The sequence below is a fragment of the Brachybacterium vulturis genome (genome assembly GCF_043641765.1).
Classification (GTDB): domain Bacteria; phylum Actinomycetota; class Actinomycetes; order Actinomycetales; family Dermabacteraceae; genus Brachybacterium; species Brachybacterium vulturis_A.
In genome coordinates this window covers 17,887-38,717 of the sequence record NZ_JBHZRO010000024.1, presented here as the reverse complement: position 1 = coordinate 38,717, position 20,831 = coordinate 17,887, and the positions used below count along the sequence as shown (strand labels likewise).

Genomic DNA, 20,831 nt, shown 5'->3' with positions numbered 1-20,831 from the left:
CTCAAGATCGTCAGCGGGAACCGAGTTCATGCTCGCACCCTATCGACCGTCGGTAGTGACCGAGTGGGACAACCTTGTCGCATAGGTGCTAGAAGGCGATCGTCCCGATGGGGTATACCTCAACCGGACACCCCTGGCCTGTAGCTCGGACGGTTACGGATAGGGTCCTCGGCGGCCATTTCCGGACACATCTCCTCACCTGCGCGTGTCGCCTACCCTTGTCGGACAGAATCGTCCTATGCCCACCACGCAGCGCGTCTCCTACGTCCGAGTGTCCTCCGCCGGCCAGAACCTCGATCGGCAGCTCGAGGCCGTCGGTGCCGTCGACAAGACCTACCGCGAGTACCAGTCCGCCGCCACGGCCTCGGAGCGCCCGCAGCTGCGGGAGGCTCTGGACTACGTGCGCGAGGGGGACACTCTCGTCGTCGCCTCGATCGACCGCCTCGCCCGCTCGCTCCGGGACATGCTCGAGATCATGGAGGAGCTCGAGCAGAAGGGCGTCACGGTCGAGTTCGTCTCCCAGGGCCTCACGATCCGGCCGGACGGGGGAGACCTCACCACCCGGCTCATCCTGCACATCATCACGGCCGTCGCCCAGTCCGAGCGCGAGATGATCCGCGAACGTCAGGCCGAGGGGATCGCCCTCGCGAAGCAGGTGCCCGGCAAGTACAAGGGGCGGTCGCGCAAGCTGTCGAGCGAGCAGATCAAGGAGCTGCGGACTCGAGCCCTCGATGGTGTCCCCAAAGCCCAACTGGCACGTGAGTACGGAATCAGTCGAACTACGCTGTACTCGTACCTCGAGCAGCCAGCACTCCCGCTTGCGATGTAGGCGCTGCCGGCTCTTCCCTCAGAGTGCGCGGCGCGCGACGTCGACGCGATCCCTGAGTCGCTCGAGGCCCTCGAGCCGCGCAGTCTCGAAGCAGATGTCGCACTGCCTGCCTAGGCTCCGCTTCATGGCTGAGCGCATCACGGAGTTCGAGGGGCTGCAGGTGATCCCCCCGCTGTACCGCACGCCCGAGGGGTGGGCGGAGGAGCGGCCGGCGGCGTGCGCCTGCGGCGAAGAGCGGTTCCTGATCGGATGGGCGGCCTGCGCGTGCCGCACCGACACTCTCGCTCCGGGGCACCGCACCTGGGAGTGCACCGCCTGTGGTCAGCGTGTCGCGCTGGGATGCCGGGGCAGCGCTGACCCGGGCCCGATGGAGGCGTACGGATGTGGCTCGGGTGGGCGAGGTGCCGGCCGGCGATCACCGTGATCCCATCTCGGTTCCGCTGCGGGTGCTGGACCGGGGGATCTTGACGCACTGGCGGGGGAGGAGCACACCCGGCTCGCTCCGCTCGGCCGACGGTCCCCAACAAGATCCCGACGCGCTGCGCTTATTTCGCCGGGATCTTCTTGGGTCCTCGCCGGCTGCCCGGGCTCTCGCCTCCGGCTCGACCCTTCGGGGTGCACCACCCCCACCAGCGCATCCCCCGCTCCTTGTCAGCACCCCCCCGAACAGCGGAGCGAAGGAGCACACCATGAGCATCACCGTCTACACCAAGCCCCTCTGCGTCCAGTGCGACGCCACCAAGCGAGCCCTCAACAAGCTCGGCTTCGCCTACGACGTCGTCGACCTCACCGAGGACGAGCTCGCCCTCAAGCGGGTCAAGGCTCTCGGGTACGCGCAGGCACCGGTCGTCGTCACCAGCGAGGACCACTGGTCCGGGTACCGGCCCGACAAGATCAAGGCGCTCGCCTAACACCAAGGGCGGGAGGCAGCCCCTCCCGCCCGCACTGTTGTCACTAACTGCATCGCTTGCACTGTCTGCACTAGTCCGATAGGCTGGGGTCACCATCGACCAGGGAGGACAGCATGGACCGCTTCACCGCCTTCGAGGGGAACCTCGCCGCAGATCCCGAGCTCAAGGAGTTCGAGGATGGGAACGCCTCCGTGCGCTTCCGCCTCATCAACAACCCCACGCGCACTGACCGCCGCACCGGCGAGGTGGTCAAGGAGACGCCCATCGGCCAGTCCTGTGTCGCCCGCGACCCGTTCGCACGGACCATCGCCGCCAACGCCGAGAAGGGCACCCGGCTCCTCGTCTGGGGTGCCCTCAAGGCCCGCGAGTACACCGACAGGGACGGCAACCGCCGCACCGCCGAGTACCTCGACGTCAAGGCGGTCGGCGAGTCCTGGCGGTTCCTCAAGTCGTCCCCCCAGGCCGCCGCGGCTCCCGCTCCCTCCGAGGAGGCCGCCCCGCCGTGGCCGGAGGCCGCGCAGCCCGGATCGGGCTTCGCCGGCTGACCCCAGACCCAGAACGCCCCCGGCCCGTGCTCCGGTCGGGGGCGTTCTGCTGTCACCACAGCGGGAGTTGATCCCGGTCGATCGACCTAACACCATCCGCCATCACCCCATCGATGTCGGCGCCCTCGCGCGCTGCGTCGCGCAGCTCCCGTGCGCGGCCGCGGGCGCCGCGCACGTCCCGCAGCGCGCTCCCGAGCCGGTGCCGGCGAGCTGCCCACTCCCGCCGGTTCTCGCCGCTCGTGCTCGCCGAGAGGTGGGCCGGGTTCTGGCACAGCGGGTTGTCGCAGTCCCCGTGGGCCACGACGGGCGGCAGCTCGGCTCCCGGGTGTGCGATCGACCAAGCGAAGCGGTGGGCGATCACCACCAGGCCGTCGCCGATCCAGAACCTGCCGTGGCCCCTGCCTGAGATCGCCCCGGTCCACAGCCAGCATCCACCCTCGATCCGGCGGACCTTCTCGAAGTACCGGTCCCGGATGGCTGGATCGGCCGCAGCCGCGACGATGTCGAGCATGAGAGGACCCCTCACCGACTCCACTCGGCGGTGGCGAGGTCAACAGTGGCCTCGCCCTGCTCCTCACCGTCCTGGTACAGCATGCCGTGCAGCTCGGTGCCGTCCGCAGAGGCCGGCGACAGCTGCCGGTGCACGTCTCCGTCCAGCTGGATCATCACGCCCTCGCGGACAAGCGCCGCCGCTTCGGCCTCGGCCTCCTCGTCACTCAGCTTCTTCACCGGCTTCTTCCCTTCCGTCCGCACCACACTTCGTGTCGAGATCCCCAGTCTCTCGCCGACCTCGCGCCGGTTGATCCCGAGCGCGAGCATCTCTCGCTGCAGCTCCTCGGCGCGCCGGCGCGCTTCTGCCGCGTCCTTCTCCGCTTGCTCGCGAGCCTCGGCGATTCTCGCCTCGGCCTGCTCCCGGATCTTCGCGACCTTCGCCTCGGTGGCGGCGTCGACGCCCTCGATCTCGAGCTGTGCCTCTTCGAACCGTTCCGCGATCCGCAGCAGCTTCTGCTCACGCTCGAGGAACCGATTCGCGCGCTCTCGCGCCCGCTCGCGGGCCTCGGCCGCCTTCGTGCTCTTCCGTGCCACTCCTGCTGTCTCCTTCACATCTTCCGAGTCATGTGCTGTGCGGGGCCCGTCGCTATCTGCGAGCGGAGATTAGCTGGCGGCCCCTCCGCTTCCCTCTCTGGAGCCGCCTGCGCGAGCGAGCGCTCCGAGCTCTTGGCCTTCTCGATCCGGCTGCTCACGCTCTCGAGACCAGATCCACGCGCTCGCTCGTTCCCCCTCACCAGACCCACGACCCCGCGCACCTCACGCGAGACGTCGTTGTCGTGGTTCGCTCGCATCATCGCGTCGAGAGTCCCAGCGCCCCATCTACGCAGGACGTGATCCAGTCTCTCTGCCGCCTCCGCACGGGCCGGCGACGTGTCCCAGGGGTGGGCCGTCAACTCCTCCACGGCGCGGTACATCCCGCCCAAGGAGCCGCCGAGATCGGACTGCACCGCCCGGGTCGCCTCATCTCCGGCGCGGCGAAGACGATCCGCGGCGCCGACGGGAATCTGCGCACTCCCGCCCTCGCCATCGCGGCCCGGTGCATAGACACCGTTCGCCCGGGCCTCCTCCACGGCGCGCTCGAGCCCTCGCGCGATGTGGTCGTTGATCTTGATCACGCGCCGCGAGACAACGTCCTGTTCCCAGGGCACCTCTCGCCTCCACGGAGCATCGCTTCCCATCGTCTTCCCCTCTCTCATCGGCCTCTACTCAGGTCAACGCTCGTCCACCGCTGAAACGCATGTCCGGTGGTGGCTGGCGCGGGTTCTCGCGCTCGTAGAGGATCGCGCCGTCGACGCTCGTCCCGTATCGGCGCTGCGCGACCTCCCGCATCTCGCTCCTGATCGCCGCTCGGCTCCCCGGCGCGACTCCCGACGCGTTGGCTGCGAGGCGCGCCCGCTCGAGATCGCCGGCACTCGCGCGATCCCACCATCGAGGGTCACGAACCTGTGCGAGTGCCCTCTCGGCGCGAACGCGGTCCGCTCGCTCCTGCACGCTCTCGAGCTCGCGTCGGCGCGGAGCATTGTCTGCCTTCGCGTTCGGGTTCCGACGAGCGCTGCGCTCGTCTTCTCTCAGCTCTCGAAGCGGGATCGCGCGCTGACGTGCCGCGGTGCCGCGAGACTCGGCTTGCGCTGCTTGCGATCGAGCAGGGTGCGGTCGAGCTCGGCGCACCGCTGCCGCTCTCTGACGAAGGCGGTCGACGTCGATCGCTCGTCTGGGTTGCTCGGGCCGTGTCTGCTGTCGGACTGGCTCATCCACTGTGGGGGTGCTCATGAAGGCCTCCTGGCCCGAGTGTACTTGCGCACTCCCGCGCGCGCGAGGCCTCGACCGCACCAGTGTCGCCATGGATCTGCCGGCCCGCGGCGTCGGCCCGGATGAGCTGCGCTGCTCCCTGTGGACTGCGGATGTCTCCTAACACCGTCCCCAGCCCACAGTCCACAGCGCAACTCACTGCTCATCGCTGACCACACTACGTGTGGACAGCGAGCATGCACGGCATGCGCCGATGCTTTAGGTCCGATCGGCAGATCGAGCAAGCTCGATCCAGAGGACGCTTCGCGCCTCCCCGAGGTTCGCTTCGCTCACGGCCGATCAGGACCACAGCAACGTCACACCTCTTGCATTATGAATGTCCTCGGTGTCGCTCGCGCGAAGTGGGGGCTAGTATCAGCGCATGATGTCCGTGAGCAAGCTGTCCCATGGGGACGGCTATGCCTACTACTCGGCGATGACCGCGTCCGGTGATCAGCGCCGTCAAGACGGCCAGGACCTCACGGACTACTACCTCGACTCCGGTGCTCCAGAAGGCCGCTGGATCGGCAAGGGCACCGCCGCGCTCGGCGTCTCCGGAGCCGTCTCCGAGCAGCAGATGAAGGCCCTGTTTGGTGAGGGCCGGCACCCCAACGCCGACGCGATCGAGGCCTCGGTGATCGCCGGCGGCGGCTCGGCGAAGGACGCCGAGCGGGCGTCCCGACTCGGCCGACGGCCGTACAAGTACGACTCGTCGACGAGCGAGATCGGGCAGCGGATCCAGTCCGCCCGTGACGCTCAAGAGACCCGCCTAGGCCGTGAGCTCTCCGTGGACGAGATCCGCCAGACCCGGATGCGCGTCGCCTCCGAGGTCTACGAGGAGCGCTTCTCCCACCGGCCGACGGACGACAAGGAGCTCGCCACCTTCCTGTCCAAGGAGCTGTCCAAGGGGTCGAACTCCGTGGCCGGCTATGACCTGACCTTCTCCCCACCCAAGAGCGTCTCCGTCCTGTGGGGACTCGCCGACAAGGACACTGCCGAGGCCGTGGCGGCAGCTCATGAGGCTGCTATCGACGACGCCGTGGAGTACCTCGAGGAGCACGCCATCGGCACCCGCGCAGGCGCCGGTGGAGTCGCCCAGCTGGACGTCACCGGCATGATCGCCACCCGCTTCCGCCACCACGACTCCCGCGACGGAGACCCGCAGCTCCACGATCACGTCGTCGTTGCGAATAAGGTCTACGACGCCCACGGCGACCGGTGGAGGACTCTCGACGGCGCCGCGCTCTACCGCTCCGCCGTCTCCGCTAGCGAGCACTACAACCAGCGCCTGGTCGCCCATCTCTCCGCACGCGGATTCAGCTTCTCGCCCCGCTCCACCGGACCGGGCAAGCGGCCCGTGATGGAGGTCGACGGCATCGATCCGCGCCTCATGTCGCAGTCCGCGAAACGCTCGGCCGCGATCCGAGCGCGGACTCGCGAACTCGTCGACGCCTACGTGCGCGAGCACGGGCGAGAGCCCGACACGAAGCTGATGCACCAGCTGCGTCAGCAGGCAACCCTCGAGACCCGCACCCCCAAGGGACCGCACCGCTCCCTCGCCGAGATGCGCGAGCAGTGGCGCGCCGAGGCGGCGGAGATCATCGGCAGCACCGACGTGGAGGGGATCGCCGACGTCGCCCGGCAGGCCGCCGTCGGCTCTCGAGAGCGGGCCCTCGCGGTGCGGGACGGCCTGGACATCATCGGCGCCGGCGAGAACGTGATCGCCGAACTGTCGACCCGTCGCTCGACGTGGGCAGAGCGCGACATCCGCGCCGAGGTCGACCGCTGGGCAGCACGGAACGACGGCTGGATGCTCAGCGGATTCCAGCGCGAGGCGATCGCCCAGTACGCCCGCGACGTCGGCAGCGTCAACCTCACACCCCGCTCCGAGGCGCCGGTCCTCCCGGACCTGACCCGTGCCGACGGCACCTCCATCTACGAGCCGCGAGACCGGAACATCTACACCTCCGCACGGATGATCGACGCCGAGTACACGCTGCTCGACGCCGCCCGCGAGGAGGCCATCCCGGCAGCCGCCCCCGCCACCTTCGACGAGGTCCTCGCCCGCCAGGACGTGCCCCTCGACGACGGACAGATCGAACTCGCACGAGCCTTCGCCTGCGGAGAGCACGTGCTCGCCGTCGGCATCGGTCCCGCCGGTGCCGGCAAGACCACCGCCATGAAGCTCGCCGTCGAGACGGTCCAGGCCGGAGGCGGCCGCGTCGTCGGCCTGTCCGTCGCCGCCACCGCGGCCGCACAGCTCGAGGACGCCACGGGGGCGGAATCCACCACCCTCGCCCAGTGGCTGCACTGGCGCGGCCGCGCCCGCGAGGGCGACCCCGTCCCCGAGCGCTTCGCGCTCCGCAGCGGCGACGTCGTCCTCGTCGACGAGGCCGGGATGGCTGGCACCCTGAACCTCGAGCAGCTCGTGAGCGACGCCCGGACCGTCGGTGCCCACGTCCGCCTCATCGGCGATGACCGTCAGCTGCAGGCGGTCGAGTCCGGGGGCGCGCTGCGCATGATCGCCTCCGAGGTCGGCGCCGTCGAGCTCACCCAGCTGCACCGCTTCCGCCACACCGATGGCACGCGCAACGACGCCGAGGCCCAGGCCTCCCTCGCCCTCCGACAGGGCGACATCAGCTGGTACGAGTCCGCCGGCCGGATCCACTCCGGCCGCCACGAGGATCTCGTCGACCAGATCGTTCGCGCATGGGACGCCGACGACGCCGCCGGACGCGAATCGCTCATGATGGCCGACACCAACGTGCGGGTCGCCGAGCTGAACGGCCTCGCTCAGGAACGCCGGATCGCCCGCGGGCAGGTCGACCTCGGCGCGAGCACCGCCCTCCGCGACGGCCACGACGCCGGGATCGGGGACGTCGTGGTGACTCGGCGCGTGGACCGTACCCTCACCGTCAACGGCACCCGGGACTGCGTGAAGAACGGCGACGCCTGGACGGTGCAGCGCATCCACGACGACGGCTCGATCACCGCCGCCCGACTCACCGACGAGCGCCCCGTCCACCTCCCGGCCGAGTACGTGCGCGAGTCCACCGAACTGGGCTACGCGAGCACCGTGCACCGCGCCCAGGGCCGCACCGTCGACGTCGCCCGAGCCCTGGCCACCACCGCCACTAGCCGCGAGGGCCTCTACGTGGCCATGACCCGCGGCCGTCACTCCAACGAGCTCTTCGTCGGCACCGACGACCAGCCCCGCGAGGTGGTCCTCTCGAGGATCACGCGCTCCGATCGCCGCGACGTCGCCGCCCGTGACGCGATGCTCACCGAAGCCGAGCGCGTGGACTCCCCCGCCGAGCTCGGCCGACAGCACCAGGACGTCACCAGCCGCGCCGACGAGCAGCGGTACAGCAGCCACCTCCGCGAGAGCCTCGGCGCCGGCGCCGAGCGCGTGGTGACCTCCGACGCCCGCTCCGCTGTCGACGCTGCGCTGCGCAGCGCCGAGGACGCCGGCTACGACATCGACCGGCTCCTGCGCCGCCACAGCGACGTCCTCGAGCCTGACAAAGCCGAGGACCCCGGCAAGCTCCTCGCCTGGCGGCTGCGTAACGACCTCCGCCGGGGCTCTGAGCAGGCGAGCTCGGCCGAGCACAGGCCCCTGCGCGAGATGCCCCGCGAGCGGCTCGTCGAGCTCAGCGCGGAGTCGGCCGAGCGTCGCGCGGCCGCTCGGGAGGCCGTCAACATCGCTGAGGCCCGCCACTCCCTCGACGCGAAGCCGATCGACCTCAAGGACCGCACGGTCCCGGCCTGGACAGACCGTCCCCACGGCAGCCTCACCGCGGGCGAGCTCTCCGACATGGTCGCTGCGGCGCGCGTCGTCGCGTCCGAGGACCAACACCAGCTGACCGACGCCCGCCGCGAGCTCCATGAGCTGCAGCGCGAGTGGAGCACGTACCGTCGCGCCGAGGTCAGCCTGCGAGACCCGCGCATGGAGACCACCGCGGCGCGGATCCAGCACGTCGAGGAGACCGTCTCCGCGCTGCGCGAGAAGCTGCGCGCCGGACACACCGACCTCACCGAGCTGCGCCGCGAACAGGGCATGCGGCGAGCGATGCCCACGCGCAGCTGGGTCCTCGAGAACGTGCAGCGAGACGCCCAGCGCCGCCACGGACACACCGACCGCGAGCACATCCGTGCCCGTGCCGGCCACGTCCTGGACCTCGAGGACGCCCGCCGCATCCTCGAACGCGAGTCGACGTTGGACCGGACGATCCGCGCCGAGCAGCGCCGTCGAGAGGTCGAGCCCGATCGCCCCGTGGTGGCGGCCGCCGACGGTCTTCCGCGCTGGCTGGCCCCTGACCGCGGCATGGACGACCCGGCCCTGTCCCCGGCCTGGCGCGACCACCTCGCCGAGCGCCGACGCCTCCTCGCGACGCGGCTGCGGTCCGACGGCCAAGCCCTGGCGCTCCGGCGAGAGCCCTGGACGCGGGATCTCGGCCCGACTCCCGCCCAGGGCACCCCCGAGCGCGCGCGCTGGGAGGACACGGCCGGCCAGATCAAGGCCTGGCGACAGCTGCACGACTACTCCGACGAGCAGCGCGCCCTGCCCGAGCCCACCGAGGTCCCCGCGCACGACCGCGCCGACCTCGAACAGCTCCGCTCCCGGCTCGCGCCGGCGCCCGGGGCGCCGGCGAAGAGCCGCGGAGTTCCCCTGCCCTCGCTCAAGGAGCGCGTGGCCGCGCAGCGGGCGGCCGAGGGGACCTCTAGGCTCTCCGAAGGGCAAAAGCGCGCCGACGAGCAGATGCGACAGCGCCTCGCGCAGCAGGCGCGCGATCGCGAGCAGGGGAAGGGACCGGTCCAGCGATGAGCGAGGTCGAGGGCGGCATCGACGAGCATCTCCGGCGCGAGGAACTGCGCGCCCGCCACCGCGATAGCGGCCTGTGGGACGACACCCTCCTGGAGCGGTACACGACCCGGCAGGATCTCGTCGCGTTCGTCGACGAAACCCATCGCGCAACCGAGGACGGTCAGGTCGGGTACTACGGCCTCAGCGCCGTGGTCTTCCACGCGGACGACCTGCCGGAGATCCGGCGCGACCTCGAGGAGATCGCAGGCGGCACGTTCTGGCACTCCAAGGAGGCCGTCAAGGACCAGCGGCTCCGCGGCCGCATCGGCGACATGAACGAGTACATCGCCGCGAAGACCGCGATGCCCGTGGTCGTCTTCGACGTCCGCGACCACGAGATCACCGAGGCGCAGGAGCGTGCCGTGCGAGATGTCTGCCTCAGAGGTGCGCTCAGAACACTCGACGAGCAGGGAATCACCGACGTCGTCCTGGACAACTTCCCGCAGGCCCAGCAGCGCAATGTCCGTCTCGACCAGGCGATCGTCCACGAGCTCCGCGAGAGGGGCGAGGTCAGCGAGCAGATGTGGATGCACCACGGGCGGATGAGCGAAGAGCACGCGCTGTGGAGCGCCGACACCGTGGCCTGGTCCGTGCAGCGCCACCACTTCGGGACGAAGGCGAGGGACTCCCAGCACGTTGCCCCCCTCAGCGGGCGCCTGCAGGAGGTGCACGCGCTGACCGGGAAGAAGCGCGAACTACGGACGGCAATGAGAGCCGACCTGGTGGGTCGTGAGGGGCAGCGAGAACGTCGCGCCCCCATCCACTCGCTCGCGCAGCGCGTCCAGCAGCTCCGCGCCCAGGGCAGCTCGCCGGTGTCCAGGCCCGCGGCGGCGCCGCGGCTGGACGCGCCGAAGGCCCCTCCGGTCCAGGGGCCGGAGGGGCCTTCACGCTCCCTCTAGGGGAGAAGCTGGGCGGCACCGGGGTTCGGCGGGCTCATCCGTCCCGCACAACCCCCCCGGCCTCCTGGGTTCACCCACTTGCGTGAGCTCCAGGCAGTTGCCGCACCGCCAGTATAGCGCCGCAGATTCACTCCGCCAAGGGGCTCGCCACCGACTCGCGGCCACGAGCAACGACCAGGCCACCGTGATAATCGAGCAGCGAGAACGCGACTTCACTCGCAGTGCGTGATTCCGGGACGGCGAGATCCACTGTCTCACCTTCGGCGTCGGTGCGGACAACGAGGACTCCCGCGGTGAGGTCACGATCCCCCGCCGTCACGATCACGTCTCCCTCGCGCAGGTCCCCGGGACCCTCGAGCTCCACCACGGCAGGCGGCTCCGCGCCGTCGACGGGCAGAGCGGCCTTCGCGTCCAGTTCGTAGGTTCCTCCCGCCCACGGGTCCTCCGGCACCTCGTAGCTCGGCGCGGCGCCGAGAACTTCCCGGAACATTGGCGATGTCGCGGCCGCGGCGAGCTCGGGGAGAGCCAAGACCTCCTCGACGATGCCCTCGAGACGCTGCGCCATGTCGCGGTAGGAGTAAGCCAATGCGACCTCACCGGCGAACCCGACGGTCGGACGGTCGACAGCCCAACCCTGCCGGCCCAGCACCGTGCCCGCCTGGGCCATGCGCACACCGGCTCGCAGCGCTTCACTGCGCTGCAGCTCGTGCGCGACCCGCAGCGAGTCCAGCGCTTTGGTCCCGCCGTGTACAACCTGGGACATCGCCGCCGCTCGCGCATAGCCCGCTCCCGAGGTAGCAGAAAGCGTTGCGAACTTCCAGGCATCCTCGCGCGCCAACTTGCGGCACGCGAGTGCGAGGGCCAGCGCCGACGTCGGGGGGTCGTCCGCGATCCCCGCTCGCGAAGGAAGGTCCGTCTCCTTGTGGTGCGGCGGCAGATGGATGACGTCGCGGGCTCGCTCCCTCGCCGCCCACCCGTCCGCGTATACCGCCTGCATCAGATCCCAGACCTCGAGGGAACGCCCCGCCTGCCGAGCAGCCTCGACGTACAGGCTCCGCACCTTCCGCACGGACTGCTCCGACAGAGAATCCGGGGAGTGCCGGGCAGCCTCGGCCACCTCGGGCGTCGGCGCTTCCACCCGGCCCCTCCCCAGAGGGCCGGCCTCAGGCACGTAGCCGTAGTCAATGAACCAGAGACCGCGGAGCTGGCTGTAGCCCGGGCGCTCCTCGTTCAGCGTGTAGTGGCTGTCGCGCGAGGGCTGCCCGGCCGGGTGCTCGACGCTGAGCCAGTCCTGGCTGACGAGCCGATCCAGCGTGCGCTGCAGAACAGCGCCCGGGAGCTTGAGCTCCCGGGCGAGCCGGTGCCGGCTGATTCCGTGTTCTTCCCACTCGCCGCAGATCATCAGCACGCAATCGTGCAATGAAGCGCCAGGCCAGCGTCGGTTCCAGATCATGTCTCGTCCTCTCCCCACGTGTCGTCGTCCTCAATCGCGCCGGAGCTCTCGTCCGCTGGGAGAGGCTCGATCTCCGGCGCGTCCGGGTCCTGTCCGTCCTCGCTGGCGACCTCGAGCCCCTCCGGGAACAGATCGCGGTCAGTCGCGGCGTGCTCATCATCGGCCCTGTGACCGTTCGAGCACTTGAACAGCTTGGTGTCCTCGAGCCGCTGGAAGAACGGGAACAGGTGGTAGTCGTGGAACGCCGCCATCGCGTTGCCCTGCTCCTTGCTCTGCTCATCGGAGAGCACCGACGCGCGCCATGCGGAGCGGAGCCCTGCCAGGACGTGCACCAGCCCCGGATGGGCCGGCCAGCACTCCTGCACGCGGCGGGCGTGGGGCATGGAGTAGTTCGCGTTGAGCCAGTCCACCCAGTCCGCGAGCTCGTTCCAGGCCTGCACGCCCTGGTGTCGCGTGATCCAGTCCCGCGGGACGGGCGGCTCCTTCTCCTTCTCCTCGAGCCGCTCGAGGCGCACCTCGTGATCGGCGACCGCCTCGCCGAGCTCGTTGAGGTAGTGCTGCTCGACCTCGGTGAGGTAGGTGAAGTCGGTGTCGCCGGGGGCCGGCGTCGCATCCTCGGTCATCATCGTCTCCTCCTCATGCCGCAGCGCGGCGTTGTCCCGCAGCGACGCGGGACTTCGCGGTGCGCTGGGCGGACTTCTTGAGCTCGTCGCCGTCGGGCAGCTGCGTCCAGCCGGGCAAGCTGATCACGACGGCGGGAACGACTCCGGTCAGGAGCATCCCCTCCCCCACCTCGAGCCGCCCGATCTCCTCAGGACGCAGGATCCGCTTCTCCTGATCACTCACCGTCTGGTTGCCCCGGGACATGCCGTGGTCGCGGACCTGCGTGGAGAGGCCCTTCACCTCGACCATGCCGGTGAGCTTGGAGAGATCCTCGAGCTGCTCGGCGTCCTTGATCCCTCCGAGGATCAGCTGAGCGAAGGAGTTATCAACGATCATCTGGGAGCCTTCGGGGCCCCAGGTCTTCCGAGTCTGCGCACGTCCCTGCAGGCCGTAGATGATCTGGACCCCGTAGCCGCGCAGATCCGAGAGCATCTTGGGGAAATCGGGCAGCGGGCAGATGTTCGCGACCTCATCGAGCACCGCGCGCAGCGGGGGGCTCAGCCGGCCCGACTCCGTGTGCCGGGCCGCCGTCTTGGCCGCCTGGAACACCGAGTCCACCAGCACCGCGACCAGCGTGGTCACGTCGGTGGGGTCGTTGTCGTCCGCGATGATCGCCAGCGTGTCGGTCGACCGCACGAACTCGTCGGGATCGAAGGTGGGGATCTGCTCGTCCTCGACGAACTGCTGGTTGATCTTCTGCAGCGAGAGAGCGTCGAGAGCGTCGTCGAGCGTCTGGCGGATCGAGGAGACGGTGTCCGACGCGCCGGTGACCGCCGAGCGCAGGCGGCGTGCGAGCAACGGGTCGGCGCCCGGGTGCTTGTCGAGGATCTTCAGCGCGGTGTCGTCGGTCTCGAGCTCAGCCGCCCACTTCAGCACGTCGTCGATCGAGTGGCCGCCCAGCGCGGCCGCGTGCAGGTACGACTGCAGGACCGTCCGGGCACGGCCGAGGAAGAACTCGGAGTTGGAGTCGCCACCGCCGGCTGTGTGGGAGTCCTTCTTGCCTCCCTTGACCAGCTGTCCCGCGCGAGCTCGAGCCACGACCGTGTCCTCGCAGCCGCGCAGGATGTTCCACCGCATCGACTCGGGCCAGGACACGAGGTTCAGCAGGTCGAACACCCACACCTTGCCCTTCTTCGCACGGGGTTCGGCGATCACATCCAGCAGATCCGCCTTCGTCGACGTCACCACGAGCGCACCGGGCGCGTTCAGCGCTGCCCGGCTCAGGACGCGGAACGTCTTGCCGCCCCCGGTCGGCGCAACGACCCCGAGATGCTGCTCCTGGCCGAGATGCGCCTCGACGGCACCGCGCGCGAAGGACGCGGTACCCACGCAGAACGTCCGCTCCTTCGCGGGGACCTTCGAGTTGGCGGGCCACAGCCGGCCGTCACGGTCCTCGGAGAGGATCGCTTCGCGGCCGAGCGCGCTCTTCACCTCAGCCTTCGTGGCCATGCCCTTGCCCGGTGCGCGCAGCCGCCATTTCGTCAGCAGTGCCGAGACGGCCACGATCACGACGGCGATCAGCGCGAGGAGGAGGCCTAAGAGCACGTAGGTCCAGGTGCCGCCGCCGGGGACCTCTGCCAGGCCCTGCCCACGGACCACGCCCACGAGTCCGGTCATGCTCACCTCGAAGTCGCCCCACTCCGCGGGCGTGGACAGCACCACTGCGGTGTGCCACACCCCCAGCAGGCCGGCGACGAGGATCAGCAGGAACGCCCACCAGTAGTCGGCGATCAGCAGCAGGAGCGTCGAGGGGGTCTTGTCGTAGCGACCTCGCTGAGCCATCAGGCATCTCCTTCGGTGGTGGCATCCATCGGGGGCGGGAACGTCCACGCCCGGGCGAGCACGCCCTCGAGCGGGCGCACCGCCAGCAGCGTGCGGTGCTCGCGGTGTTCCCCCGCCCGCGCCCAGACGATCCGGAACGGCACCTGGTCGTCGTGGTAGGCAGGCGCCACTTCTCGCTCGATCACGGGGCCCGGGCGGTCGGGGTCGGTGACCGCCGAGCCGCGCAGGTAGCCGCGTGTCCAGTGCGCCAGGAAGCCGGCGAGGTTCCGGGGGTTCTCCGTTCGGCGCGAGGCCGTGAGGATGTCCGAGGCGGCGTGCGCGACGTAGCGAATCGGCAGCGACGCCAGGACGGCCGGGGGCCGTAGAGGCGCTGCGACCTCCCCCAGAGACCCCTCGAGCAGCACGCCGGCACTCAGGCGGTCCTGCAGCTCGTCGCGCTCACGCAGGTCCAGTGAGCGCGTCGCCTCGTCCCGGAGCTGCTCCCACACGTCCAGGCGCAGCATCACCCCATCCAGGCGGCCGCGCCGCGCGATGTACAGCGGGGTGCGACCCGACTCGGAGGTCGGATCAAGGTAGGTCGAGGTGACCGTCGGGATTCGGGTCGAGGGCACAACTTCGGCGGCGCTCATGCGACATCACTCCCCGCACCCGCCAGGGCGAGATCCTCGGCGTCGTCCTGTTCCCCGGCGGTGAAGTCGTCGCCCTGCAGCCCGACGCGCGCCTGCGACAGCAGCGCGCCGTCGGTGTCAGCCAGCTGCGCCTCAATGCTCGAGCGCGACGCGCGCATGAGCACGGCGGGCTTGTTGCCGATCTTCAGCAGGCAGCAGCCCTGCTCGAGGTTCATCAGCAGGTCGATCGACGACGGGGGCATGCCGAACAGTCGTTGGCACGCCTCGGCGTCCTCTCGGCGTGCCTGGCGGAACATCGCGATGGTGCCGGCCTCCTTGATCGTGGCGATGGCCGGCGAGTTCGCCGGCACATCGGAGAGATGCTGGTAGTTGGTCACGGTCGACAGGGCGAGTCCGCGAGACTTCTTCGTGTTCTGCTGGGACACCTTGGCGAAGGACCCGTCCACCAGGTGCCAACCCTCCTCGATCACGAAGAACGTCGGGACCGCCGACTTCTGCCGCAGGAGGGTGGCCCGCAGCCACGTGTTGATGATCGCCATGACCACCGGCACCGCCGGGCCGCTGTCGGGAAGCGCCGAGATATCGAAGACCGTCAGCCCCGCGTGGACACGGATCTCCTCACTGGTCTCCCCGTCGATCAGCCCGGCGAGCTCGCCTTCGATGCACTCCTCGAGCGCGAACCCGACGCGACGACCCCAGGTTGCGTAGTCGTCGACTCCGTAGCGTCCCAGCTGCGCCTCGACGATCTCCTCGTCCGGTTCCAGGAGGTACCTGGTGACGTCGTGGATCGTCGCGACCGCGCCGCGCTCCCGCGCCCGCGTGACCGCGGCGTCCCGCGCGACCCGCAGGGCCTTGCGCTCGTCCGCGCTGAGGACCTCGCCGATCACCTCTTCGAGGATCGCCTTGAGCAGGTCGGTGTGGTTCGCCGTGAGTCGGTCGGATCCCGTGATCACCGGGTCCAGCGGGTTGATCCTCAGCCCGCCCTCTTCGCCGGTGAAGCGGATGGGCTCCACGCCGAGGGCGCGGGCCAGTGAGGCGTACTCGCCCTCGTGCTCGGAGTCTTCATCTCCGGCCGACTGCATCTTCTTGTCCACGATCACGACGCGTCGTCCCAGCATGAGGTTGCGCATCGTGACCCAGGTCTTGGAGAACGAGGACTTGCCGTAGCCGACATCGCCGATCGAGACGCAGTTCGGCGAGCCGATGACCTTGGACCGGTAGCCCTCGATCGGATCGTGGAAGACCGGCCAGCCGGTGATCAGGTCGTCTCCGGCGTAGAGGCCGAACGATGACGTCGGCGCCCCGGCCACTGCGAGATGCAGCGCCGAGGTCTGCGACGTCGTCGACCGCAGCATGGTGACCTGCTGGTCATAGGCTCCCAGGAAGTCGAGCCACCCCTTCCGGCGAGCCTCCTGCAGCCACGGCTCGGGAGGCTTCGTCTCTGCAGAGGAGGGCGGGGTGCCGCCCTTTCGCTTCTTCCGCTGCTTCACCTTCATCGGTGCTCTCCTCGTCTATGCCGCTCGCAAGTGGCGGCGGGGGCCTGTGGGCTCGCTGCGCTGGCGATCACGTCGGCAGCCACTTCTTCTTACGCCGGCGCACTCCGGTAGCCAGCGGCAGCGTCAGCGGCATCGCCAGGTGGTGCGCGTGGTCCTGCCAGTCGAGGTTCGAGATGTGCGACTCGGCAGCGGCCTCCTCGATCGCGTTGACCGCCCGCTCGAGCTCCTCGAGGTCGGGAGCCTGGATCGTCACGGCCAGTGCCCACTCCGCCCCGTGGACGCCCGATCCCGGCTGCAGGTCTTGCAGCCGTCGCTGCGACGCTGTCAGCTGGGCCTCGCTCGTCCCGTCCGAGACCTCCTTGGCCTTCTGCTGCACCGCCGAGCGGTCCATCGTCAGGTCGTCCCGGGCCTCGGCGCGGGCGGTCGTCGCCGGCACCACCGTCACGTGGGTACTCACGGTGCGTACCACTGCCGGGTTCACGCCCGTCAGGAGCGGCACCAGCATGTCGACCGGCAGTTCTCCCGCCGCGAACCCGTCGCGCGGCACCACGGCCGTGCGGGTGTACCACCGCTTCTGGCTCCCCTCGATCACCAGGTACCGGGAGGACTCCGAGCCGATCCACGGCAGCCACATCGAAAACCGGTCAGCGCCCTCGAGGCGATCCAACGGCTGATCGGGATCCTGCAGGCTGCGCGTCACCGCGGCGAGCCGTCGCTCGTCGAGCTCCCGGAACGAGAACCCGTTGGCGCGGCCCGCGGAGATGATCCGCCGCAGCTCGGTGGCCAGGACCACGGCCGTGCGGGCATCGGCCCGCTCCCGGTCACTGGCCTCGTTCATGTCGTCCGGGAGGACCACGCGATCGGCCGCCGCGTAGAACTCGCGACTCGCCGGCACACCGATCGTCAACCAGGTGCGGTTCTGCTCCTGCTCGCTGATCACTCCGTCCACGAGCTCGGCGTACGAACGCACGAGGATCTCCGGTGCGTTGTCCGGCAGCGCATCGATGAGCCATTGCACGTGATCTGCCGGGTCGAACGGCACGATCCGCGCCACCGGCTGCAGATGCCTCGCCAGCGAACCTTGACGCGCCATCACGGCCTGGAACTTCGCCCACCCCGCGTGGTTCCGTAGCCCCTCAAGCCCGTCGACAACACCAGACTGCTGTGCTCGGAACTCGAGCACCATCGTGAACTGGGTCTGGTCGTGGATCCGCTGACGAAGCACAGCCACACGTCCAGGATGCTCTGCCCCCGGCCACAGCTCGATCTCGAAGCCACGCAACGTCCCGACGGCAGCCGGCAGGTGAGGGACATTCCCCTCAGCGGCCTCGGCCGCCTCTCCCCCGACCGTGTCCAGCGTCTTCATCCGGCGGTTCCAGCGTCGACGCAGGGGGATCGCGAGCATCCCGACCACGGACTTGTGGCCGAAGCTCGGCCTCGGTGACCACACAAACACGGTCGTGGCCAGCAGAACAGCGCCCAGCAGGACGGTCCAGGACCAGCGCATCACCATCAGCTGCGCGACCACCAGCACTGCCAGGGTCGACCACATACCGATCCGCTCGAGGCGGTTGCGGCTGCTCCCGAAGATCGAGCGGCCCTGCAGCTCGCCACCGAGCTGCACATGCGTCACGGCCATCACTCGCTCCACTTCCGTCGATCATGCATCGAACTCTGCTGCTCCTCCTGCGACGGGCCCTGGGCAGCCGGCGCGGAGCTCTCTGCGGCCGTCTTCGCGGTTGCGGCGGCGGTCTGCGTGCCCTTGGCGGCCATGGCCGCCAGGATGAGTGCGCCGCCCGTGGCCGCGCCCCCCGCCGCCACGCCGGCCTTCCCTGCAGCTCCCGTGGCGCCGGCCTTCGCAGCGCCGGCCTTTGCCGCGCCGGCCTTGCCGCTCCCCCCAACGGCCGAAGCCGCGTTCGTTGCCGACGGACCCTTTCCACCGGCAGAAGTCGGTGCGGGCGCGCTCGGCGCCGATCCCATCGAGGAGGAACTCTTGCCTCCTGACGAGGACCCGCTGTCTCCTCCACCCCCGGAGCCCTGCATGCGGCGCATGCCCATAGTCATCATCATTCCGCCCGCTGCGCCGGCGGCTGCCGACGCCGGGTTGAATCCCCCGCCGTCGACCTCAGAGCCGTCGGGGAGGAGCGGGATGAACTTGAACGCCACCCAGGGAGCCAGCCCCACCGCGAGAAGCGCCAGGATGATCATGCAGCCCTCACCGAGGGTCTGCAGCGCGTCCTGCCCCAGCAGATTCAGCGGCTTGAACGACTGGATCATCATGAACAGCACCGTGATCACGAACAGCAGCGTCGGCTTGGCGAGCATGATCCCAAGGACCAGCATGGGGACGCGCAGCGCCTTCGACCTCCACCGCGGATGGGCAAGCATCCCGAACGCGATCGCCATCCCCACCGACGTCATGTAGACCGCCATGCCCTGCGCAATGAACATCACGAACACCAAGACGGCGCCGATGAACAGGATGAACCAGAACACCAGGCCCATCAGCACACCGCCCGGCATCAGATTCGCGGTGATCGAGAAGATCGCCCCCTCGAGCACTGTCTCGTAGATATCCTCGCCACCCCAGGCAATGATCCCCCGGTTGAACGCCGCGATCATGTTCTGGACGACGTAGGCCAGCACCGGCGCCCAGACCATCGAGATGATCCCGCCCATGAGGTACTGGAAGCTCTCGCCCAACTGGTGCGCAGAGATACGGTCACGGGCCGCGTCCTTGAGCACCATGATCATCATGACCGCCGCGACGAACAGCCCGATCCCCCCGGCAGCGGCGTAAGCGTTCCGCCACCACTCGGCGCTGAAATCGGCGTTTCCGATGTTCACCAGTTCGCCCATGACCTTGTTCAGGAAGTCGACCGCACCTTCCTTGAGCATGTTCACGATGTCCTCGAACGCGCTCTGCGGATCGTCGATGAACTTCTTTGCCTTCTTGGCGGTATCGATGACCTCTTCGGCCTGACCGATCGTAGCGTCGTAGGCCTTCTGTGCAGCATCTTTCAGACCACCAACATTGGCTGTCACCAGTCCGACGCATCCGACTACCGGGACAGGACCAAGCGGCGCCAGCGCAGCGCACATGATCTGAGGCTGGATCTCCTCAAAACTCGGAGCCTTCGCAATCGCACCCTCAGCCAAGTCGACGCACTTGTTCTTGAGGTCCCCTCCGCCGGTCGGCAACAGCCCGCACACGAATTCCGCACCCGCGGTGTTCCCTGCTGCACGAGCCGCTTCTTCCTCCTCCGCTGACGGCTCCGCGAGGGCGGGTCCGCCACCGATCATCACTGCCAGGAACAGAGTCAGCACGGCCACCAGAAGGCGGCGCGGGTGCTCAGTCCGCGTCTTCATAGTTCTCCCACTGGGTGTGCGTCCCCACCAGGGTCGACACCTCATCGTCCGGCTCTGTCACGGGCTCCTCGGGCAGCGTGGTCGGCGCTTCCGCCTGACCTGTCCCGCTGATCTTCCAATCGCCGTCCGCCCAGGCCAGCGTCGTCGAGGAGGTTGCGTAGTAGAACTCGCCCTCGCCCCAATAGTCGTAGGCGTGGACGATCTGCACGGTGGCCGACTCCCCCTCCGTGCACTCAATAAGCGTGAACCCGCCCCAGTCGGGGCGAATCGACCCGCGAGGGCTCTTGCTGTCACCGACTTCGTCGAGCATCTCCTGAGTGCTCTTGACCGAGCTCTCCTGGTAGTCGCCCGTCGAGAGCTCCTCGGTGAGGGCCAGATACTCCTCTTGGCTCAGCTCCCCCGAAGTGACCTTCGTGTAGTCGAGGCCGACGAGATAGTTGGTTGCGGCCTCGACCGCTCCCTTGCAGGTCGGCTCGTACCCCACGGGCACGGAGGGATCATGCTCGGAAGCTGCCGAGCCGCCTTCCCCGACCGTGACCTTGAGGTCGTCCCGAATCACGGGCTGACTCGAGGGGGGCGCGGACGACGTCGTCGCCCCGCCCGCTGGCGGCTCCTCGTCGTCGGAGAACAGCAGCTGCGCCCCGAGCACGCCCGACAGTGTGAGCAGCACCAGAACGGCCACCGAGAGCACCGCGATGACCGGCCCCCGGCGGAGCCGGTGCCGGTCCTGCTGCTCGTCCCGGAGCTCAGACATCACTCACCGCCCTGCACGGTGCCCACGATGAACAGGATGGCGGCGAAGATGATGCCCAGCGCCGCACAGGCGCCGAACGCGATGAGCGCGACCTTGAGCTGCCCCGCAGCCTCGGTCATCTCCTCGCTGCGGTTGGAGTGGCGCGCGACGGCCCACTTCCCTGTGCCGATGAGCGCGCCGATCGCACACCCTACGAACGCGAGGGCCCACAGTCCGCCGAGGACCAGGGCCACGAGGCTGTTCACCTCCGCGCCGAAGATATCCAGGCTGGGAGTCACTCCCTCAAACGGGTTCATG

18 protein-coding genes are annotated in these 20,831 nt (G+C 69.3%); 5 read left to right on the top strand and 13 right to left on the bottom strand.

What is annotated here, in order from left to right; all coding sequences use genetic code 11:
• Positions 1-238: 238 nt before the first annotated feature.
• The 3 genes from ACHUEU_RS15085 (at position 239) to ACHUEU_RS15075 (ending at position 2,285) form a co-directional block, all read left to right on the top strand.
• Entirely contained in the window at positions 239-829 is a 591-nt protein-coding gene (locus tag ACHUEU_RS15085) for a recombinase family protein (RefSeq protein WP_087483159.1), read from the top strand.
• Positions 830-1,518: 689 nt separating this feature from the next.
• Complete coding sequence (gene nrdH, locus ACHUEU_RS15080) at positions 1,519-1,740, top strand: glutaredoxin-like protein NrdH (RefSeq protein ID WP_394216922.1); 222 nt, start codon at positions 1,519-1,521, stop codon at positions 1,738-1,740.
• Between the two features lie 113 nt (positions 1,741-1,853).
• Positions 1,854-2,285 carry a single-stranded DNA-binding protein gene (locus ACHUEU_RS15075; RefSeq protein ID WP_394216921.1) on the top strand — a complete coding sequence of 144 codons (432 nt, stop codon included), beginning with the start codon at positions 1,854-1,856 and terminating at the stop codon, positions 2,283-2,285.
• 52 nt (positions 2,286-2,337) lie between these two features.
• Here ACHUEU_RS15075 and ACHUEU_RS15070 read toward each other — a convergent pair whose 3' ends face one another.
• The 4 genes from ACHUEU_RS15070 to ACHUEU_RS15055 all read right to left on the bottom strand — a co-directional run bounded on the left by ACHUEU_RS15070 (position 2,338) and on the right by ACHUEU_RS15055 (position 4,588).
• Entirely contained in the window at positions 2,338-2,796 is a 459-nt protein-coding gene (locus ACHUEU_RS15070) for a hypothetical protein (protein ID WP_394216920.1), read from the bottom strand.
• Positions 2,797-2,807: 11 nt separating this feature from the next.
• A complete protein-coding gene (locus ACHUEU_RS15065) occupies positions 2,808-3,371 on the bottom strand; it encodes a hypothetical protein (RefSeq protein ID WP_394216919.1) in 564 nt (187 codons plus the stop codon).
• 14 nt (positions 3,372-3,385) lie between these two features.
• Positions 3,386-3,985, bottom strand: coding sequence for a hypothetical protein (locus ACHUEU_RS15060; protein ID WP_394216918.1), 600 nt, complete (start codon positions 3,983-3,985; stop codon positions 3,386-3,388).
• A gap of 420 nt (positions 3,986-4,405) precedes the next feature.
• On the bottom strand, positions 4,406-4,588 hold the full coding sequence (locus tag ACHUEU_RS15055) for a hypothetical protein (protein WP_394216917.1): 183 nt from the start codon (positions 4,586-4,588) through the stop codon (positions 4,406-4,408).
• Positions 4,589-5,007: 419 nt separating this feature from the next.
• Here ACHUEU_RS15055 and mobF point away from each other — a divergent pair, with 419 nt between their 5' ends.
• Together mobF and ACHUEU_RS15045 are read left to right on the top strand one after the other, a co-directional pair.
• The gene (gene mobF / locus ACHUEU_RS15050) at positions 5,008-9,450 is read left to right on the top strand and encodes a MobF family relaxase (RefSeq protein ID WP_394216916.1); all 4,443 of its coding nucleotides are present in this window, start codon (positions 5,008-5,010) and stop codon (positions 9,448-9,450) included.
• Positions 9,447-10,388 carry a hypothetical protein gene (locus tag ACHUEU_RS15045; protein WP_191457155.1) on the top strand — a complete coding sequence of 314 codons (942 nt, stop codon included), beginning with the start codon at positions 9,447-9,449 and terminating at the stop codon, positions 10,386-10,388. The genes mobF and ACHUEU_RS15045 overlap by 4 nt, the downstream gene beginning before the upstream one ends.
• Before the next feature lie 127 nt (positions 10,389-10,515).
• On the opposite strand, the gene ACHUEU_RS15040 is transcribed toward ACHUEU_RS15045, so the two are convergent.
• The 9 genes from ACHUEU_RS15040 to ACHUEU_RS15000 all read right to left on the bottom strand — a co-directional run bounded on the left by ACHUEU_RS15040 (position 10,516) and on the right by ACHUEU_RS15000 (position 20,830).
• Positions 10,516-11,841 (bottom strand): hypothetical protein, encoded by a 1,326-nt coding sequence (locus ACHUEU_RS15040; protein ID WP_394216915.1) that lies wholly within the window; start codon positions 11,839-11,841, stop codon positions 10,516-10,518.
• The gene (locus ACHUEU_RS15035) at positions 11,838-12,467 is read right to left on the bottom strand and encodes a hypothetical protein (RefSeq protein ID WP_191457157.1); all 630 of its coding nucleotides are present in this window, start codon (positions 12,465-12,467) and stop codon (positions 11,838-11,840) included. The genes ACHUEU_RS15040 and ACHUEU_RS15035 overlap by 4 nt, the downstream gene beginning before the upstream one ends.
• 10 nt (positions 12,468-12,477) lie before the next feature.
• Positions 12,478-14,286, bottom strand: a complete 1,809-nt coding sequence (locus tag ACHUEU_RS15030) for a type IV secretory system conjugative DNA transfer family protein (RefSeq protein ID WP_394216914.1) — start codon at positions 14,284-14,286, stop codon at positions 12,478-12,480.
• On the bottom strand, positions 14,286-14,915 hold the full coding sequence (locus tag ACHUEU_RS15025; protein ID WP_010552458.1) for a hypothetical protein: 630 nt from the start codon (positions 14,913-14,915) through the stop codon (positions 14,286-14,288). The genes ACHUEU_RS15030 and ACHUEU_RS15025 overlap by 1 nt, the downstream gene beginning before the upstream one ends.
• A complete protein-coding gene (locus tag ACHUEU_RS15020; protein ID WP_394216913.1) occupies positions 14,912-16,411 on the bottom strand; it encodes an ATP-binding protein in 1,500 nt (499 codons plus the stop codon). The genes ACHUEU_RS15025 and ACHUEU_RS15020 overlap by 4 nt, the downstream gene beginning before the upstream one ends.
• A gap of 67 nt (positions 16,412-16,478) precedes the next feature.
• Positions 16,479-18,050, bottom strand: a complete 1,572-nt coding sequence (locus ACHUEU_RS15015; protein WP_087483172.1) for an SCO6880 family protein — start codon at positions 18,048-18,050, stop codon at positions 16,479-16,481.
• Complete coding sequence (locus ACHUEU_RS15010) at positions 18,050-19,780, bottom strand: hypothetical protein (protein ID WP_394216912.1); 1,731 nt, start codon at positions 19,778-19,780, stop codon at positions 18,050-18,052. Before ACHUEU_RS15010 ends, ACHUEU_RS15015 begins: the two co-directional genes overlap by 1 nt.
• On the bottom strand, positions 19,764-20,462 hold the full coding sequence (locus tag ACHUEU_RS15005) for a hypothetical protein (RefSeq protein ID WP_394216911.1): 699 nt from the start codon (positions 20,460-20,462) through the stop codon (positions 19,764-19,766). Before ACHUEU_RS15005 ends, ACHUEU_RS15010 begins: the two co-directional genes overlap by 17 nt.
• 71 nt (positions 20,463-20,533) lie before the next feature.
• Positions 20,534-20,830, bottom strand: coding sequence for a hypothetical protein (locus ACHUEU_RS15000; RefSeq protein WP_087483175.1), 297 nt, complete (start codon positions 20,828-20,830; stop codon positions 20,534-20,536).
• Position 20,831: the final 1 nt, after the last annotated feature.

Coding starts and splice junctions, on each gene's coding strand:
- ACHUEU_RS15030 (WP_394216914.1), bottom strand. CDS start 14,286: ATGGCTCAGCGAGGTCGCTACGACAAGACCCCCTCGACGCTCCTGCTG.
- ACHUEU_RS15055 (WP_394216917.1), bottom strand. CDS start 4,588: ATGAGCCAGTCCGACAGCAGACACGGCCCGAGCAACCCAGACGAGCGA.
- ACHUEU_RS15045 (WP_191457155.1), top strand. CDS start 9,447: ATGAGCGAGGTCGAGGGCGGCATCGACGAGCATCTCCGGCGCGAGGAA.
- nrdH (WP_394216922.1), top strand. CDS start 1,519: ATGAGCATCACCGTCTACACCAAGCCCCTCTGCGTCCAGTGCGACGCC.
- ACHUEU_RS15015 (WP_087483172.1), bottom strand. CDS start 18,050: ATGGCCGTGACGCATGTGCAGCTCGGTGGCGAGCTGCAGGGCCGCTCG.
- ACHUEU_RS15010 (WP_394216912.1), bottom strand. CDS start 19,780: ATGAAGACGCGGACTGAGCACCCGCGCCGCCTTCTGGTGGCCGTGCTG.
- mobF (WP_394216916.1), top strand. CDS start 5,008: ATGATGTCCGTGAGCAAGCTGTCCCATGGGGACGGCTATGCCTACTAC.
- ACHUEU_RS15000 (WP_087483175.1), bottom strand. CDS start 20,830: ATGAACCCGTTTGAGGGAGTGACTCCCAGCCTGGATATCTTCGGCGCG.
- ACHUEU_RS15025 (WP_010552458.1), bottom strand. CDS start 14,915: ATGAGCGCCGCCGAAGTTGTGCCCTCGACCCGAATCCCGACGGTCACC.
- ACHUEU_RS15020 (WP_394216913.1), bottom strand. CDS start 16,411: ATGAAGGTGAAGCAGCGGAAGAAGCGAAAGGGCGGCACCCCGCCCTCC.
- ACHUEU_RS15035 (WP_191457157.1), bottom strand. CDS start 12,467: ATGATGACCGAGGATGCGACGCCGGCCCCCGGCGACACCGACTTCACC.
- ACHUEU_RS15085 (WP_087483159.1), top strand. CDS start 239: ATGCCCACCACGCAGCGCGTCTCCTACGTCCGAGTGTCCTCCGCCGGC.
- ACHUEU_RS15040 (WP_394216915.1), bottom strand. CDS start 11,841: ATGATCTGGAACCGACGCTGGCCTGGCGCTTCATTGCACGATTGCGTG.
- ACHUEU_RS15070 (WP_394216920.1), bottom strand. CDS start 2,796: ATGCTCGACATCGTCGCGGCTGCGGCCGATCCAGCCATCCGGGACCGG.
- ACHUEU_RS15075 (WP_394216921.1), top strand. CDS start 1,854: ATGGACCGCTTCACCGCCTTCGAGGGGAACCTCGCCGCAGATCCCGAG.